The organism is Paenibacillus sp. FSL M7-0420, assembly GCF_038002345.1.
Lineage (GTDB): Bacteria > Bacillota > Bacilli > Paenibacillales > Paenibacillaceae > Paenibacillus_AQ.
Genome location: NZ_JBBOCJ010000001.1, coordinates 3,698,242 through 3,715,737, shown reverse-complemented (window position 1 = coordinate 3,715,737; position 17,496 = coordinate 3,698,242). Strand labels below are relative to the sequence as shown.

At 49.4% G+C, this 17,496-nt stretch carries 15 protein-coding genes; 1 reads left to right on the top strand and 14 read right to left on the bottom strand.

The features are described 5' to 3' along the window. Positions 1–7: 7 nt before the first annotated feature. The 14 genes from MKX51_RS15660 to MKX51_RS33215 form a co-directional block, all read right to left on the bottom strand. Positions 8–1,636: a response regulator gene (locus MKX51_RS15660; RefSeq protein WP_340993063.1), complete on the bottom strand. Its 1,629-nt coding sequence runs from the start codon at positions 1,634–1,636 to the stop codon at positions 8–10. After that, the gene (locus tag MKX51_RS15655; RefSeq protein ID WP_340993062.1) at positions 1,617–3,470 is read right to left on the bottom strand and encodes a sensor histidine kinase; all 1,854 of its coding nucleotides are present in this window, start codon (positions 3,468–3,470) and stop codon (positions 1,617–1,619) included. The genes MKX51_RS15660 and MKX51_RS15655 overlap by 20 nt, the downstream gene beginning before the upstream one ends. 60 nt (positions 3,471–3,530) lie before the next feature. Further along, on the bottom strand, positions 3,531–5,024 hold the full coding sequence (locus tag MKX51_RS15650) for an extracellular solute-binding protein (RefSeq protein WP_340993061.1): 1,494 nt from the start codon (positions 5,022–5,024) through the stop codon (positions 3,531–3,533). Between the two features lie 38 nt (positions 5,025–5,062). Then, positions 5,063–5,944 (bottom strand): carbohydrate ABC transporter permease, encoded by an 882-nt coding sequence (locus MKX51_RS15645; protein ID WP_340993060.1) that lies wholly within the window; start codon positions 5,942–5,944, stop codon positions 5,063–5,065. A 13-nt stretch (positions 5,945–5,957) separates the two neighbouring features. Then, positions 5,958–6,923, bottom strand: coding sequence for an ABC transporter permease (locus tag MKX51_RS15640; protein WP_445322009.1), 966 nt, complete (start codon positions 6,921–6,923; stop codon positions 5,958–5,960). A gap of 257 nt (positions 6,924–7,180) precedes the next feature. Then, positions 7,181–9,004, bottom strand: coding sequence for a hypothetical protein (locus tag MKX51_RS15635; protein ID WP_340993059.1), 1,824 nt, complete (start codon positions 9,002–9,004; stop codon positions 7,181–7,183). 39 nt (positions 9,005–9,043) lie between these two features. Continuing rightward, positions 9,044–9,943: a carbohydrate ABC transporter permease gene (locus MKX51_RS15630; protein WP_340993058.1), complete on the bottom strand. Its 900-nt coding sequence runs from the start codon at positions 9,941–9,943 to the stop codon at positions 9,044–9,046. Between the two features lie 15 nt (positions 9,944–9,958). Further along, positions 9,959–10,849: an ABC transporter permease gene (locus MKX51_RS15625; RefSeq protein WP_340993057.1), complete on the bottom strand. Its 891-nt coding sequence runs from the start codon at positions 10,847–10,849 to the stop codon at positions 9,959–9,961. Positions 10,850–10,890: 41 nt separating this feature from the next. Then, positions 10,891–12,525 (bottom strand): extracellular solute-binding protein, encoded by a 1,635-nt coding sequence (locus MKX51_RS15620; protein WP_340993056.1) that lies wholly within the window; start codon positions 12,523–12,525, stop codon positions 10,891–10,893. Between the two features lie 158 nt (positions 12,526–12,683). After that, a complete protein-coding gene (locus tag MKX51_RS15615) occupies positions 12,684–14,996 on the bottom strand; it encodes an AraC family transcriptional regulator (RefSeq protein WP_340993055.1) in 2,313 nt (770 codons plus the stop codon). Positions 14,997–15,288: 292 nt separating this feature from the next. Beyond that, positions 15,289–15,726, bottom strand: coding sequence for a hypothetical protein (locus tag MKX51_RS15610; protein WP_340993054.1), 438 nt, complete (start codon positions 15,724–15,726; stop codon positions 15,289–15,291). Positions 15,727–15,832: 106 nt separating this feature from the next. Then, positions 15,833–16,411 (bottom strand): DUF3238 domain-containing protein, encoded by a 579-nt coding sequence (locus MKX51_RS15605; protein ID WP_340993053.1) that lies wholly within the window; start codon positions 16,409–16,411, stop codon positions 15,833–15,835. A gap of 189 nt (positions 16,412–16,600) precedes the next feature. Beyond that, complete coding sequence (locus MKX51_RS15600; protein ID WP_340993052.1) at positions 16,601–16,822, bottom strand: hypothetical protein; 222 nt, start codon at positions 16,820–16,822, stop codon at positions 16,601–16,603. After that, the gene (locus MKX51_RS33215; RefSeq protein ID WP_445322068.1) at positions 16,774–16,896 is read right to left on the bottom strand and encodes a terminase gpP N-terminus-related DNA-binding protein; all 123 of its coding nucleotides are present in this window, start codon (positions 16,894–16,896) and stop codon (positions 16,774–16,776) included. The genes MKX51_RS15600 and MKX51_RS33215 overlap by 49 nt, the downstream gene beginning before the upstream one ends. A gap of 381 nt (positions 16,897–17,277) precedes the next feature. On the opposite strand from MKX51_RS33215, the gene MKX51_RS15595 reads away from it, so the two are divergent. Then, positions 17,278–17,463, top strand: coding sequence for a hypothetical protein (locus tag MKX51_RS15595; RefSeq protein WP_340993051.1), 186 nt, complete (start codon positions 17,278–17,280; stop codon positions 17,461–17,463). Positions 17,464–17,496 lie beyond the last annotated feature (33 nt).

The window sequence follows — 17,496 nt, the reverse complement described above, 5'->3', positions numbered from 1 at the left end:
CTTCAACTTACATCGAACGCGGTGAGACCGAACGCTCTTGTTTTTTTAATTCACTCGGGGCTACGCCCCAATATTTACGAAACACTCTGGCAAAATAACTGACATCACGATATCCTGCCGCTTCTGCTGCATCATACACCTTAACGCCGTTGTGTAAGAGCTCTTTGGCATGCTCCATACTCCGCTTTAGCAGATATTCTGAAATGGATTTCCCTTCCTCCCGCTTAAACAGCCGGCTAAGGTAAGAGGGATTGACATATAATCTTTCGGCCAGTGTGTGCAAGGTCAGTTCTTCTTTCCCCAGCATTTCCTCCACGGCCTCGATCATTTGTTTAACGAGCCGATGGCTTGAATGCTTTCGCTCGCGTTCCCGGTATTGGGTAATGCGGCTGGCCACTCTTTTGGACCATTCTACGATTTGCTTTTTGGAGAGCAGGGATTCAAAGGACAGAAACATCGGATAATCCTCTTGCAGCACCTCCTGCATCGACCAGCCCCGCGATTGAATCATACGTGTAAATAAGCTGCTCAAATACAGCAAATGCTCGTATACCTTTTGGGTTGAGACCGCCTGGGAGTATACGTCCTTGAAATAGCAGTCTATCAGCTCAGCAACCACTGCCGCGTGATCCGTATGAACCGCAATCTCCAGCTGTTTTTCGAACTCAGCGTCATAATGAAACGGCTGCTCCTTGTTGGTTACGTCCAGGTAAGGAACGAACACCTCATTACCGTAAATGGCCCGCTCCTGCAGTGCACGGCGTGCCTGCCGGTAGGACAGTGCAACATGATCCCATGAGCCTGGGGTCCCGAGTCCGGCGCTGGCTGTAAGTTTCAGACACTCTTTAACAATGTTGAAGAGACGGGGAACGTCAACATTGATCCGCTGGATGATATCTGGAACCGATTCCTCCGGTTGTCCCAAGAAGAGCAACACGGTTGCTCCGTTCGCATCATTAAAGACCCGGCAGTCTTCATGCTGCAAACATTCAGCCGCTATGCATTCCAGCGAAAACTGCAGCAACGCTTGATCCGAAGAGGTAAATCGTTCTCCTTGCTCGTGAATCGGATCGATTTCACATACGGCTACAGCAAACCAGGTATAGAGGGCAAGCTCCAGATTCAGCTCCTCCATATGCTTCTTGAGCTCCCAGTCCGCATACCGGCCCTGTATCCAGTTTCTATAAAAATCATCCTGGAGCTGAGGCAGGCGGTCATGCCATTTCCGCTCCAGTTCAATCATACTGTGCTTTTCCAGCAGTTCCTCTCGAATCTCTTCCGCAGCCGCAAGAATAGCCTTCAAAATTTCATCGTCTCCGGCCGGCTTCAGCAAGTACTTCATGACGCCAAGCCCCACAGCAGCCTGCGCATACGGGAAATCGTCATGGCCGCTTAAAATCACGAATTTCATGTGCGTTTCCTGCTGCAGCACCGTTCTCACCAAGGTCAACCCGTCCATCTCCGGCATCTCGATATCGAGCAGCACGATATCCGGCTTCCTGCGCTCGATCATGGACAGTGCTTCCAAGCCGTTCTCGGCAAGCGCTACCACTTCGATGCCATGCTCATTCCACGGTATATTGTTGGCCAGGCTATTCAAAATTCGAATTTCATCTTCAACAATCATGAGATTCATGCTCCGATTCCCCTCTCTCCTCCCGGCAGCGGTCTGCCGGTAAATCGATGACCGCCACCGTTCCGTTCCCTTCCCCGCTGACGATCTTCAATTCCGCCGTCTCCCCATAGTAAATGGCGATTCGAGCCTGGACATTGAGCAGCGCAAAAAACTCGGAGTTCTTTTCGGGGGGTGTTGTGTAATCCCCGAACCTGATTCTTGCCAAAGCCTGTTGAATCCGCATAAGCCTCGGCCCTGGAATCCCTCTTCCATTATCGGTTACCTGGATGATCAGCCGGTCATTAGACACATCGGTGCGAATGCTTAATACTCCGCCTTTTTTTCGTTTCTCCAATCCATGCAATATGGCATTCTCAACCAGCGGCTGAAGCAGCAGCTTCAGAATATGCAAATGATGGCTATCCCCAGAAGCGCAGTACTCCACCGTAAACCGGTCGGCAAAACGGATTTGCTGAATGCGAATATAGTAATGAAGGTGCTTGAACGTTTCCTCCACCGTAAACGACTCCTGCCCTTTGCTCAAACTCAGTCTGAAGAAGTTCGACAAGTTGAGCACCATTGTACTGATCTCTTCCGCTTCATAATTTTTGGCCGTCCAATAAATCGAATCCAGCGTGTTGTACAAGAAGTGGGGATTAATCTGAGCCTGCAGAAATTTGAGTTCCGTCTTGGTCATTCTGAGCTGTTGCTCATAGATATCCTTGATCAGATGACGCTGCTGACTCGCCGTTTCGTTGAAAGCATCCGTTAAATACCCCAACTCGTCCTGCCGCCCGTTCTCCAGCCTGATATTCAGATTGCCTTTACGCAGCTGCCGCATGCCGGACACAAGTCTTGATATCGGAGAAGCAATTCCGCTGTAGATAAACCAGGCAATCCAGACGGCAAGCACGACGCTGAGTGCAATAATGCAGTACGCAAAAATTTGCAGCGGCCTCGACTTATTGTAAATCTCACGCTCGGGCTGGATCAGCAGCAGCGACCATCCGCTTCGGGGAGAAGTCACCCGCAGAATCAAATTTTTTTCATCCGTTTCCGGGGTTTCCCGGACAAAAACACTGCCTGGCTGGACGTCTCTCCATTCGAAAGACAACGTTTCTGTAGGAGCATTCGATACGATCAACCGCTCCCGGGCATCAAACAGATAGACCTTGGAGCTGCTGTTCGCCAGCAAATGGGACAACGAGCGGAGCAATTGATTCTTCGAAATCGACAGCATGAGGACATTTTCGCCTTTTTCGGCGCGATAGAAATCCATAAGTCTCATCATAATAAGCTGATTCCGGTTATAGATAGGATCCGGGTGCCCGGACAAATTCTCTTCATGGCGTTCTGACAAGTAGTATATGCTTGCACCATTTGCCTTCAGAGCCTCATCGTACCATGGTTCAGGACCTTGGGATTCACGGTGCAGCAGCCCGAGCTTGGTTGCGATCAGCGAGTTGGAAGGACGATGATAAATCATGGCATCGCTTAAATATTCATTGACCATGGTTATATTCGTAATCTCTTCCATGACACGTGTGAAGTCCATAATCGCTCCGGAGGTCAGGGTCTTCTCCTGATGAGACAGCAGGGTGGATAAATTGGTATCGGTTGCGATCAAGGTGGACAAATTATGGATGCTCTTTAAGGTCAGGTCAACAAACTCCACAGCGGAGTTCATGGCACTGAGCGTGCGCTCGCCAAGCTCCTGCTCCAAAATCCGCTGAGACTTTACATTGGCAAACATGCTGAACGCCACCAGGGGCAGCAGGATGAGAAGAAAATAACAGGTTAGCCTAAACTGAATCGACTGCTTCAAAACGCTGCGGAATTGCGTCAGCCACTTCATACGATTCCTCCACGATTCATGCTGCCTTCATTATAGCTTAGACCCCGTTATCCGTCCTGTTCATTGCCCGTTGACCTCCTTCGTCATTTCTTCGCCGCCGTTTTTCTTCCAGTCTTCAACAAATTGATCAAAACTGTCTACCGGCTGCTGGCCTATGATGATTTTCGTGAAGGCTTCGACCTCCATTTTGGACAGCTTAGGCCCGTATTTACCCATTCCAGGCGTCGGTACGCCCAGATATTGATTACGGATGGCAACCTTGTTAATCTTGTCGACAATCTCATTCAGCTTAAACTCCATACCGAGCGAGTCCAGACGTTCTCTGGATACTTCAGAATTGAACGGTACAATCGCTTCGCCGAGCGTGAGCCGGTAAATATGCTTGTTGTGCTCATCAAAGTTCGTAACCACCTTTCCGTCCTCCATATTCCATACCTCGCCCTCAAATCCGAGCATGAGTGTGCGGTATCCGTCTCCGATCATGAAATCAAGCATCTTAATCACAGCCTCCGGATGTTTGCTCGTAACCGGAATCACATTAAATCCGGAAACATAGCTATTGCCCCAGGTTCCCTGCTTCCCGTCAGGTCCGGTTGGATATTCGAGGGTAATCCACTCGGCATTGGGATCATTTTTCTGGTTGGTCAGGATCGGGCCGCGGGTATCATACCAGTTCCCGGAGAACAGGCCCACTTTGCCGCTGGCGACTTTCTCGTCAACATTGGCCATCTTATTTAAAGCCCACTCGGGATCAATCAGCTTTTCCTTATAGAGATCGGCAAGATAGCTTAGTGCTTCCTTCATTTCCGGCAGTGTGCTGGAATTCACCAATTGCCCGTCCCGTTCAGTCCATTGGCCCCGCTGGATTCCCCATGCCCCGATAAACGGAGCTACTCTGCCGAGGTTTTCCTGCAGGATCAGGCCAAACGTATCGTCTTTGCCGTTTCCGTCCGGATCATCCTGTGCAAAAGCGCGAATCACCTGTTTGTATTCTTCCAGCGTTGCCGGCGGTTTGAGCCCCAGACGGTCCAGCCAATCCTTGCGTGCAAACATGATTTCATTGCCCGGGATCGGGTTCAGGCCGGGAATCGCATAGATCTTTCCGTCCACGGTGACGACCTTCCAGGCTTCCTCCGGGATACTTTTCTTCAGATTCGGTCCGTATTCGTCGATTAAATCATTCAGAGGGGTAAGGGCCTTCTGCCGGACATAGCTTTCGAACCAATTGGCGTCATAGGACAGGAGCATATCCGGCAGATCATCGGAGGCCATAATCACGTTCAGGGCATCCCCGTAACCGTCCGCAGGAGGCGTGATCAGCTTGATGTCCAGGCCCGTGTTCTCGCGGATGTAATCAATATAAGGATTATTGTTCTCGTCCATGCCCGGCGGAAACTTCCGTCCGGCATTGCTTAATACGATATCAATGGCCTGACGTTCTTCCTTCCCTTCGGCCCCTCCCTCCTTCGTACCGGATGAACACGCAGACACCAGCAGCATGGAGGTCACCGCCAGGATGGATACGGATCTTTTTGCAAAGATTGAGACTTTCATATAACAATCCCCTCTCTTATCTCATGTTACATGCCGTTCTAGCCTTTTACCGATCCAAGCATAATCCCTTTGACAAAATGCTTCTGCAGAAACGGATACACAATCAGGATAGGAACCGTGCTTGCAATCAGCGCCGCAGCCTTCAAGGACTCCAAGGCCAGCAGGGTGCTGTCAATATTGGCGGAATACCCGTTGTTATTGCTGATGTTCGATTGATTGAACATGATCAGCTCACGCAGATACACCTGCAGCGGGAAAAGATTCCGGTCCGTCACATACAGGACGGTGTCAAAGAAGGCGTTCCAATGTCCGACCGCATGGAACAAGGTAATCGTGGCAATGACCGGCATGGATAACGGAACGACGATCCGGACGAGCGTTCCGATATTGGAGGAGCCGTCAATCTTGGCTGATTCCTCCAATTCGGGCGGCACGCCTTGAAAGAAATTTTTCATAATAATAACATTGAACGCGCTAACCGCTCCAGGAATGATATAGACCCAGAAGGAATTCAGCAGCCCGGTCGCTTTCACGACCAGAAAGGTTGGAATCATGCCCCCGTTAAACAGCATCGTGAACACAATCAGGAACATGATGGCTGATCGTCCTTTAATATAAGCCTTGGACAGCGGATAGGCCAACATAGAAGTGATCACCACATTCAACAGCGTTCCGATGACCGTGCGCAGCAAGCTGACCTTGAAGGCATTCATAAAGGCCTGTTCGCGCAATACCTTCACATACGCTTCGAAGCTGAAATCCACCGGCCATAACGTCACCCTGCCGGATGTTATCGCCTGATGACTGCTGAAAGACTGGGCCACGATATGCAGGAATGGGAGAAGCGCAAGCAGTGCAATGAAACCTAGGGCCAGGTAATTAAGCCTCGATGCGAGATGTTCCCCCCTAGTAAGTCTCATAGATTCACCCCCTCTACCATAAGCTGTCCTGGCCAAGCTTTCTGGCGGCTTTGTTGGCGAGGACGACCAATATCAGACTGATGACCGATTTGAACAACCCGACAGCGGTAGTAAAGCTGAATTGGCCCTGCGTGATTCCGGTACGGTATACATAAGTCTCTATAACATCGGCCACATTGTATACCAGCGGATTGTAGAGCACAAAGATCTGTTCGAACCCGACATCCAGAACGCTCCCGAGGCGCAGTACGAACAGGATCACGATGGTCCCGATGAGCGATGGCAGGGTAACGTGGATCAGCTGCTTCCATTTGCTTGCGCCGTCTACGACAGCAGCCTCGTAGATTTGTGGATCGATCGATGCCAGCGCAGCAAGATAGATGATGGCCCCCCATCCCGCTTCTTTCCAGATATCGCTGACCACAAGCACCGTTCTGAACCATTCCTGACTGCCCAGGAAGAAGATCGGCTCCAAACCGAGCATACCCAGAAACTGATTGACGATCCCCGTTGCCGGGGACAGCACATTGACCAGAATGCCTCCGATGATGACCCAGGACAGAAAATGCGGTAAATAGACAAGCGTCTGGACCCCGCGCTTATATAGCATGTGCCGGACTTCATTCAGCATCAAGGCCAGGATGATCGGACCCGGAAATCCCCAGATCAGCTTGTATAAACTGATCAGCAGCGTATTTTTGAATACCGTGTAAAACTCGCTGTCCGTAAACATATTTTTAAAATGCGCAAGTCCCACCCATTCGCTGCCGCGGATGCCGGCAAAGGCGCTGAAATCCTGAAAGGCAACGATGATGCCTCCCATGGGCACATATTTAAAAATGATAAAATACGCGAGTCCCGGCAGCATAATCAGGTATAAGTCCCAGTACTTTTTCAGGGCCTGAAACCGCTCCGGCTTTACCGTACGAAGGGGATGGTTCTCGGGCTGCCTATCCGCCGCTGCCAAATCTGAATCCATAGGATACCTCCTTTACCCTTAGTCATTATGTCTTATCCGTGTGGTATTCTTATTGTACCTGCCGTTTGGCATTTGCTTTAAGGCCATTTGCATGACCTTTTAGGTGAATTTCTTGACCACTTGGCCGAGAACAACCATATTCCACACCCAAGCTCACATCTACGCTACTTTACATAAAGAAAAAAAGCTGGCGAATATGCCAGCTTCTAGTCTACCCAGTATATTTAGTCTGTCTCTTGTTCTTTCAGGCCTCTCGCCTATCCCCCTTCCGCCCATAATTTAAGCCGAAGACTCAAGGATGGACCGGGCGACCGGATCACGGCCAGACGGTATTGCCCGTTCCGGTTGCCGCAGTGTTCTTCCTCTAACTCGAAGGAGCAGCCGGTTGCGCCAACTGTATAGCGGAAGGGGCCTAACGCGACATTTACGGCATGCTGCTCCGCTGTTATCGCGCTCCGTTCCTGTCCATTACTGCAGAACAGGGGCACCCGGTACAGAATAGGTACCGCATCCTGCATGTCAAGCTCGGAAACAATCTCCAACCCATCCTCCGACAAAGCGTAGCTTTCCGTCACCCGCCCGTCTTCCGGCAGACCCTGACCGCGATAGGTGATCCTGAACTCCACACGGCCGCTGTCTTGCCGGATGACATGAAGCTCATGCTCCAGCCCGCCGCTCAAATCTGCCAGATATACCGCTGTCCCGTCCTCCCGCTCCCAGCCCGGACCAATCGCAGCGTTCAGAGAGCGGACCTCTCCGGGCAACCGGTATTCAGGTGCGGCACACAGCGGGCTGGACAATGCCAGTTCCGCAGGAACACCCTGACGGTGATATCTTCCCAGGCCCGTGGAGTCGTAGCGGTGATCGGCGGCAGTATCCAATTGCACGGATTGGCCTCCGGCAGAGGCAAACACTTTGTGGAAGTGCTGTGAGGTCGCCAGTATATATCCCCCGCTTTCAGCCGGACAAGGCGCTTCGGCAATATCATCCTCCGCGAACAAATAGGCCATATAAGCGAAGCTGCCTAGCGTAATCATATACTTGTCATAATACGCGTAGGATTCCGTCCCGTAACCGGAACGGATGCCGTAGTGATTTTTGACATGGCGCGGCGGCGTAATATCACGGACGTAGCGCAGGATAGCCTGCGCCGACAGTCTGGCGCTTCGTTTGAAAGCGCCGGCCAGCTTGAGTCTGCCCTGCCGCCGGTACCGCGCGGCTTCAAATTCCGCGCACGCCGCCGCCAGCGCTTCATTGAACTGGAACTGGCTGCTGCGCCCTCCATAGGGAAAATGACCGGCGGCAGACTGCATGAACAAGGTCATCATTCCGCCGGCAGCCAGCTTGCGGTTCAATTCTTCATGATACGCTCCCCGGTACCCGGCCGCGAGCATCAGCTGGATGTGGCATCGGGCCGCCAGATCGTACAACAGCGGACAGCCCGGGTCCATATACATTCCGTTCCCGTCGAATTTCCGCAGCTGCACCGGCCAATGCTCGGCCAAATAACCGGCGGCGCTTGTCATCCCCTCTGTTTCGCGCAAATACTCCCCGGCCATGTTGTAAATATTGATATTGTGCAGCCGTTCAGGTCCGGAAACGGAAGCCAGCGTATACACATAATTGACCGCAGGCTCAATGCGGGCTAATTCATTTTTCCATTTTACAGATTGTTCTGCGGAAACATACGGCTTCATCGACTTATAAGCCAGCAGCAGTTCCTTGGTACTGAAATCAGCCATCTGATTGCCCGTCGTTCGCGGCAGTTCCCGGCAGCCCGTCTCCATCATGCTCTCCCATAGCGGTAAAAGTTCAAGCTTGCGTCCGGCGGCCATCAATCCTGCCAGAACAGAGACCACGCGGCAATAGGTCTGGAGATCCTCAGGACATCCCTGCGGGTCTGTCTCCCAGCTCTTGTCGGCCTGCTCCAGCCCGTATTCCTGAATCGACCCTTCCATCAGATCCAGATAGATATCCTTGGAGAAACCGGTTGGCTTGAAAGCCGCCGGCCGCTCCAACGCGTCGATATATGCATACAGACCGGCGCCGGACAGCGGCTGCAACTCACTTAATGGATTCATTTCCTTTGGCTCAACCCCTTGCCTGTTTCTTTGGGAGGACTAGCCCTTCAGCGAACCGATCATGACCCCTTTGACAAAATATTTCTGAATGAACGGGTACACGCATAAAATGGGAACCGTCGCCACGACAATCAGGGAGTATTTCAGCACGGCAGCCGCCTGAGCTTTGGCCACCTGCAGTTCAGGGTCCATAATCATGCTCACATCCACCTGGTTCATGATCAGAATCTCCCGCAAAATAATTTGCAGCGGGTACAGCGAGCGGTCATTCAGATACATTAGAGCATTGAAATAAGCGTTCCAGTGGCCCACTGCCGAGAACAGTGTGATGACCGCGATCACGGCTTTGGATAGCGGTAGGACGAAGGAGAAGAAAAAGCGCGCATCGCTGCAGCCGTCGATGCTGGTTGCTTCGATCAGTTCTCCCGGAATGGAAGACTGGATAAAGGTTCGTGCGATAATCATGTTGTACACGGAAAGCGCGCCCGGAAGCACCATCGCCCACATGGTGTTGATCAGATGGAGGTCTTTCATTAATATATAGAACGGAATCAGGCCGCCGCTGAAAAACATCGTGAACGTGAACAGAAACATAAAACTGCCTCTGCCCTTCAGCCCCGGTCTGGACAGCGCGTAGGCGCAGGTCATAACGACAGTGACATTCACCAGCGTTCCCAGAATGGTATACAGAAACGTGTTGCCGTAAGCTCGGACGATATCTTTGTTTTTGAATACAGCTTCATAACCTTCCAGACTGAAATCGACAGGCCACAGCAGAACCCGGCCGGATGATACGGCATTGCCGGAAGAGAAGGAAGCCGAAAGCACGTAAATAAGCGGATAGGACACAGCGATTAAAATAAAAGTTAAAATAAAGCCGGAAATGATGTAGTACACTTTATCCGAGGTTGGATGCGTTGAGAATTTGCTCTGGCCCATTGCCGGTCTCCCTCCTTACCACAGGCTGGTATCGCTGAATTTCTTGGCGGCGTAGTTCACCATAATCAACAGCACAAAGTTGATGAGTGAATTAAACAACCCAATCGCAGTTGCAAACGAGAAATCGCCCGAACCGATCGTCAACCCTACCTTATATACATAAGTGGAGATAACTTCGCTTTTCGAAATATTTAATTCATTCTGCATGAGGAACACCTTCTCAAATCCAACTTCCATGATATTGCCGACCGCAAGGATCAGCATGATGGTAGCCGTAGGTAAAATAGACGGGAAATCGATATGCCGCACCCGCTGCAGACGCGAAGCACCGTCGATTTGAGCAGCCTCGTGCAAATGCTCGTCAACGGAAGACAAGGCGGCGATGTAAATGATGCTGCTCCAGCCGATGCCCTGCCATATGCCGGACCAGACATACAAGTGCTGGAAAGCGCCCGGATTGGCAAAGGCGTCCGCCAGCAATTCACCGCTAAAGAACGTATACAGCGCTCCAAAAGCACCTGTGCGCGGATTGAACAGCTGAACCAGCATGCCGACGATGACAACCGTCGAAATAAAATGCGGCATATAAGAAACGGATTGTACGATTTTTTTAAATTTCTGCCCCGTAAACGAATTAAGCATCAGGGCAAACAGAATCGGCAAAGGAAAGGAAATCAGCAAACTGTACACGGACAGGCTAATGGTGTTCCAAATAAGGGTTGTAAACTGATAGGAATCGAAGAACCGCCTGAAATTGTCCCATCCAATCCATTCACTGCCCCAGATTCCCAGATTGAAATTGTAGTTTTTAAAGGCAATCTGAACGCCTGCCATCGGCACATAAGCAAAAATGATGATGTACACGGTGGCCGGAATGAGAAACAGATACAGCTGCCAGCTCGGCAAAACTTCTTTTTTCAGCCAATGAAATATAGATGCTCGCATGGCTACTTCGACCGGTCATAGGCGGCTTGAGTGACTTCCAGATATTGCTCAATTCCCATTTTATTCAGTTCGGCAATATAATCGTCCCACTGGGACAGCGGACGGTTGCCAGTGATAAAGGCAACTGCGCTTTCATTCACGTAGTTGTCGATCGCCGTTTTGCTGTTGGCGATTTGCTTCAACTCTTCCGGCAGATAGCTCAGCTTGACGATGACTTCTTCCGGAAAAGCGGGTACATACCCTTCCTCAAATGCAGGTCTCCAGTTGGGCAGTACATCGTCCGCACCCTTCTTGAGGTTGGATACCGTTTTCCCCAGTTCCAGTGAACGGTAAGCGGGATTGGCATCGTTCCAGTGTTTATTTTGCGGGTTGTTCCAAATGGACGGATTCAGCTCGGCAACGGCTGCAGGCACTCCTTCCAATTCTTCAAACGGGCCGACATACCCGGCGACAACGGATGGATCATCGCTCCAGTCAACGCCCTTCTCGCCGTACCGGCTGACGATAGACAGCTCAGGGTCCAGCATATAATCGCCGACCTTGAAGGCAAGCTCCGGATCCTTCGCGTCCTTCGTGATGAACCACAGCTGGGTTGGCAGGGAGGGACTGTACGGAGTCGCACTCAGGCCGGAAGGACCTTTGACCGGGGGCAGCAACGTCATTTTGTTGTCCAGCTCCTGACCGAATGTACTGTAGCTGCCGGCCGTAACAACGCCAGCCATGCCGCCCGGCACGTTGATAAGCGCCTTCATCTGGGTTTCATCCTGTGTGAAGGACAAGGGCGAGAACAGGCCGTCTTTAACCAGCTTATTCATATACTCCAGCCCTTCCTTCCATTCCGTCTGGGTGTAAGCCGGGAAGATCCGGCCATCCTTCACATTCATATAGCTCTTGCCCGGATCGGCGTAAATAAAAGCATTCATCAGATAGACGCGCGGGTTCTGCGACCAGCCGTTCAGCGAGCCGACAAAACCGACTTCGTCCTTCTTGCCGTTTCCGTTCGGGTCCTGCTCTACAAACGCTTTCAGGACATTATAGAGATCATCTGTCGTTTTCGGCATGTCCAGCTTCAGCTTCTCCAGCCATTCGCTGTTGATCCAGGCACGGTTGGAGCCTTCATTCCATTTCTGCGGGGAGTATCTGGGCAGTGCGTACACCTTGCCATCCGGCAGCTTCATCGAGCTGCGAACGAATTCTTTTTCCGGTATTTTATTGAAATTGACAGCGAGCTCCGGATTATTCAAATAATCGTCCTGGGGGATGAATACGCCTTTGGCAGCATAATCAAAGACCGTGGATTCATTTAAATAAATGTTGACGACATCCGGCAGTTCCGCTCCCGAGGAGACCATCAGCGAAAGCTTGGTTAACGCTTCGTCCGCTTGGCTGGGCAATTCCAGAAATTTCAAATCGACGTTCATCGCATCTTCGACAAGCTTCGTATAATGGTTCGTTTCATAGTCCTCTACATTCGGATTAGCCTGAACGGCAACCGTAATGACGGGGCGTCCTCCTTCTCCGCTCTCATTCGCCTGTTGATTGCCTTGTGAGCAAGCCGAGAGCAGCGCTCCCAGCATAGGAAGAACTAACAGACCTGCCGACAGCGCCTTCCTTTCCTTACTGATCTGTTGGGTCAAACGGTATTCCTCCCTTTTGGGATCGTGTGATCCACAATATTTTTTGTAATCGCTTACAGGTCGATTGTATTGCCCTTAGCCCCACCGTGAAAACCGTTACTTCTCCTATCTACTGTCATCGGGTAAGATCAGAGGGGCTGGCAATTCTCCCCGCATTGTCAGTCGGTAAGACTTCCCTGGTTTTCCCGCCAAACGGTCGGCGTTACACCATGCTTTTTAGAGAAAGCCCGGTAGAATGTATTTTCGCTGCCAAAGCCGCACAGCTTCCAAATCCGGTTGTTGGCATAATCGGTGGTTAACAGCAGTTGCTCCGCGTTCAGCAGCCGAATTTCTTCAATATATTTGCCCAGACTTTTACCGGTCTGTTCCTTGACAAAGGAAAAGACATATTTCTCGGAAATAAGCAGTTCACTGGCGATACCGCCTGCAGACAGGCCAGCATCTCCATAATGCGTCCCGATATAATTTAAAATGTCGGACTTCAGCCTGTTATTGTTGCTCTTCTTGTTGCCTATGACGATGTCGCATAAATCGAATGCGGTCCTCCGCAGGCGGTCAGCCAGCCGGATCATATCCTGCGACTGGTCGTAAGCCGGAATCGTCAGCGCTTGTCCACTCGGACTACTCTTGTCTCCGCCGATCACCTTATGGGCACTGAACACCGTCTGCCGGACGGAGAAAAAGATCTGCAGCTGCTCCTGCTCCGTTAGGGAATAGTCGGCCAGAAGTCCAAGACAATCATCCAATATTTGCGATACCAGGCTTGTCTCGCCAGCGATCAGGGCATCGTGCAGCTTCAGCAGCACGGCATTGTCGAAAGCCGGGCGAGTATCGGAATCATCAGAAGGAAGCTCAAATAGATACACCCCGCTGGCTACCTCGTTCTCGTTGGTACCTAGCGCGTATTTCGCTTGCTGATAAGCTGCCTTGGCCTGCTCAGGACCGGACATGATTTCGCTGACGCCGATACTTACCGTCACCGCCAGTGACGTTCCGGCATTGAGCGACCGGATTAACTCCGACAACCGGACTTTAATCTCCGAACGCCCTACTGCATTTTCCTCGGGATCAAAAAACAGGATAAAAACCGTTTCGCTCGCATGAAAATTGAGTGCAAGCGGACGATGGCGCATGACGGCGTTAAACCGTTCCTCCAGCTCCAGTCCGATATTGTGCTGCACAGTCTTAAGTCCTGCATGGGGGCCGTCCACCTTGTACATGGCTTTCACCACACAAAACCGCCCGAAGGCAGAGCCGAAATAGCTTTCCGCTTCTTCCTTTTCCTGCTCCGTAAAGGCACCCAGAATGAGCATATGCTTGGCGATGGAATATTTAATGGAATCGTTCAATGCTTCGATCCGCCCTTGCTGCTGTTCGCTCCTCGTATGAATCTCAGTAAAGGCGTGGTCAAGGTACTCGAATTCGTTACGGAGCGTTAAGCCTTTTTGGGTCGACCTTGCCGCTGTCTCTACCAGCTTCTTCAAAGCGTTCGTCTCCCTCATCGAAAAAAGGAATGCCAGAAGCACGGTAAGTACCATGCCCGCCACGACGTAAAGTACTACAAGTTCGAGCAGGGAATTAACGTTCTCCTCGAAGGCTCCCGCCGGGATGCCGACTACGACCTGAAGTCCCAGCCGTTCGCTTGAACGCGTAAGCAAGATATACTTGCCGCCCGAAATCTCAGTTTCGGCTAGCGTCTCCGCCGATTCCAGCGGATCACCTTTTTCATAATTATGGGACAGTAAAATACGGCCTTCGCTGTCGGCAATGTAGACGAAATGATCATCCGTCTGATCCTCATACAGAAGTTTGCTTACAAGGTCCTCACGGTCCATGTCGATGGCCAGGACGCTTTTTTGCTCAATGGCGTTGAAATAGGAATTGTTAATGACGGCCGTAATGCCGTCGAATGGCTTGCGGCTGTAGTAAGAGGAGTATACCTCCTTGGCCGGAAATAGCTTCATGGTGTAGTTCTCGCCGAACAGCCGGTCCTGCCACTCTTCCGCCGAGAGCTTTCCGTACCCGTAGTATTGGGCATACACATCTTCATAGTCGTCCGATGAAATATAGTTGGAGATAAATACCGGATTGTCCTTGAAGCGGATATATACGTTGGAATACATATCCTGGGTCAGCGCCAGGGTTTTTAATTTGGTCTGTAATACTTTGATATCCATGTAGTATCCGCTGGACGGAACACCTTTTAGAAAAAACAAATGCATAAACGATTCCTCCTGGAGCAGCAGGCTGGTAATGTTTTGGGCCCGCAGCACCTGCTGCTCCAACGATTCCACGCCGTCCAGCAGCTTGGATTCGCTTTTATCCAGTGTCAGCTGCTTGGCGAGCGTATAGGATTTGAAATACAGCGGAATGATCATTAGCATAAGAATGGCCAATATAAGGCCGTATTTCATGAAGCGTTTGCCGAAAATTAACCAGGACGTATGTCTCTTTATGAACTCGGTAACCATGATGTGTCCCCCCTTGCAATCATTGAAAAATACCAGCTTCATGATTTACGGTTTCATATAAAATGCATCGCGCTCTTGTGTAATCGCTTACAATAAAGGTAATGGAGAACGTCTTAAAGTGAAACCTCCAATTTCTGATATGCTCTGTCATGGAGTACGATAAGCACTCTCCTTCTCACGGTTACCCCTATCGTAAAGCACTTATAAAAATAGGCCAACCAGAAATCTCTGGCTGACCCAATAATACGAGACCCGCTAAATTAAATTGTTTAAATATCCCTGTTGTAATCATTCAACGTTGTATCACATTCAATGATTTTCGGAATCCAAGTAAAAGTCCTGCTACCAAGGGAGTAGATAATGGGAGGAAAAGAACTGCATAAACAGGACCCCATTGCAAATAACCTTCAATATTTACGGTCTCATACCCTCTGGTTTCACCACTAACAATAATGGCACCTGCTGTACCCATAATTAACACGTTTATAAGAGCGATGATTATACATAACACCATAAATTTGACACCTTTAAAATGGATACGGTGGAATAGAAAACCGGATATCGCAAAAGATAAGGATAATGGAACACATAACGTCAAGAAAAACCATAACCAGCCATCGCTTCCTGCTCCTCCTGCAATACTGTTTCCGAAAATAGCTATAAGGAAAGCAATAACCAGGCTGGCACAGAATCCATATAATAATCCTACAATCAGTTTTTTAATCCGCATCACTAATCTCCTTTTTTAAAGTGTATTTAAACTTAAGGGTATTTTTAGATTAGATTTATTTTACCATATAAAAGCCAGTCCTGTGAGGGACTGGCTTTTATGATGCCTAAGCTGTTGCATTTACGTTGATCTCCATCGGAGGAGCAAGACTATAGTGTGTCTGCTTAGTGAATAAGTGTAGTGCTACCGGTGTTGCGTTATCAACTCGCTTCCAGATCTCATGGCATGGGAATCCATCATGTTTACCAGTTACTGTGACGGTCCCATCTTTTTTAACTTTTACATTGTATTCCCAATCAATATCAGGAGCAAAATTAACAAGCGGATTTGCAGCTGCGCCTCGCAAGTAGATATTTGCTTCAGTTGCACTGATGGTATAGGAATGACTCATGTCATTCGAATGTGTCTGCCCACTGGTATACTTAACGACTTGACCTGTGGCTGATAATACTTCTTTCGACCGGGTCGGTCCGACATCCTTAAAAACCTTCACCGTGTTAGCCCCAAAATCAACGGCAATATGATGACACATTTTGAACTTGGAATTATCATCTAGGGTGAAGTAGTTAAATCCGCGATTATTCCCTTCGAAATAAAGAGTGGTAACCCCATTAGCGCCGTACCCGTACAAATACCAGGCGTCATCAATAAATGCAGTAGTTCGAACCTCAACAATGTTTGCCATCAAAATCATCCTCCAAATGATATTTTGAAGATGAATGATGGGACTAATCTCATAAAGGCCGTCCCTGCCTGTATGAGACTTACTCACTCTTCCTCATCTATAATGTAAAATAGCAGGCATATTTAACAACCTTTTATAAAAAGGCAAAAAAAGCGGGCAACGCCATTTATCACGGCGGTGCCCGCTTCCTTATGAGGTGTCTTTGATTTGAATGTAGGTTAAAAGTTCTGTAACAATGTGGGAAATCGCATCCTCCCGCGGAATACGAATGTATTGAATGACAGCTTCAATATCCTCCTGAAATAGTTTTATGATTTGTAGCATGGCCTCCGGTTGCTTCTGCTTAGCCGCAAGAAGCAGTTCTACAAATTCACGGTCTGTGATAACTGCTGAAGCATTTTTCTTTTCCATTTATTTACCCCCTGTTGACTCATTTTTAATTGAGCCGCTACTTCATCCTCTGTCATTCCTTGTAGGTAAAGCATTTGCAAGATCTCTCTTCCCCTAGTTGGAAGTGTACTTAACATGTGCTCAACGGATAACCGGTTTATGAGATCCTCTGATTCATCACCCTGAACGGCGTTGACATCAAAAAATGTACACTCGTGTCTGTAAGTCTTTTTACTCCAATATTGCAATCGCCATCCTATACGATATACTTCCCTGCGATAACTTTGTATAATTTGCTCTTCCATACCCATTGTGTCTCCTCTTATTTTAATTACTTTCTACATATAGGGAATTATTTAACAATGTTTTACAACCAAAATAAGAACACGTGTTCTGTTTTATATTATAGTTTGGTTGTATACGAATATCAATATTTTACCTATTTGTAGAATTTAAATGAAAGGAGGAAGACGTCAATGTCAGCTACTGATCTGATTTCATTAGTTACGAATGTCGGATTTCCGGTTACGCTGTGTTTTATATTGATCCGCTATGTATTACAAACCATAGGAGAGCGACTAGATCATCTAGACCAATCGCTCGCCCAACTTGTTAAAGCGATACAGGATCTTCCCGATAAAATTGAATCAACCAAAAGATGAAGCAAGGAAACAAAAGGCAGCCGGACCTTTATC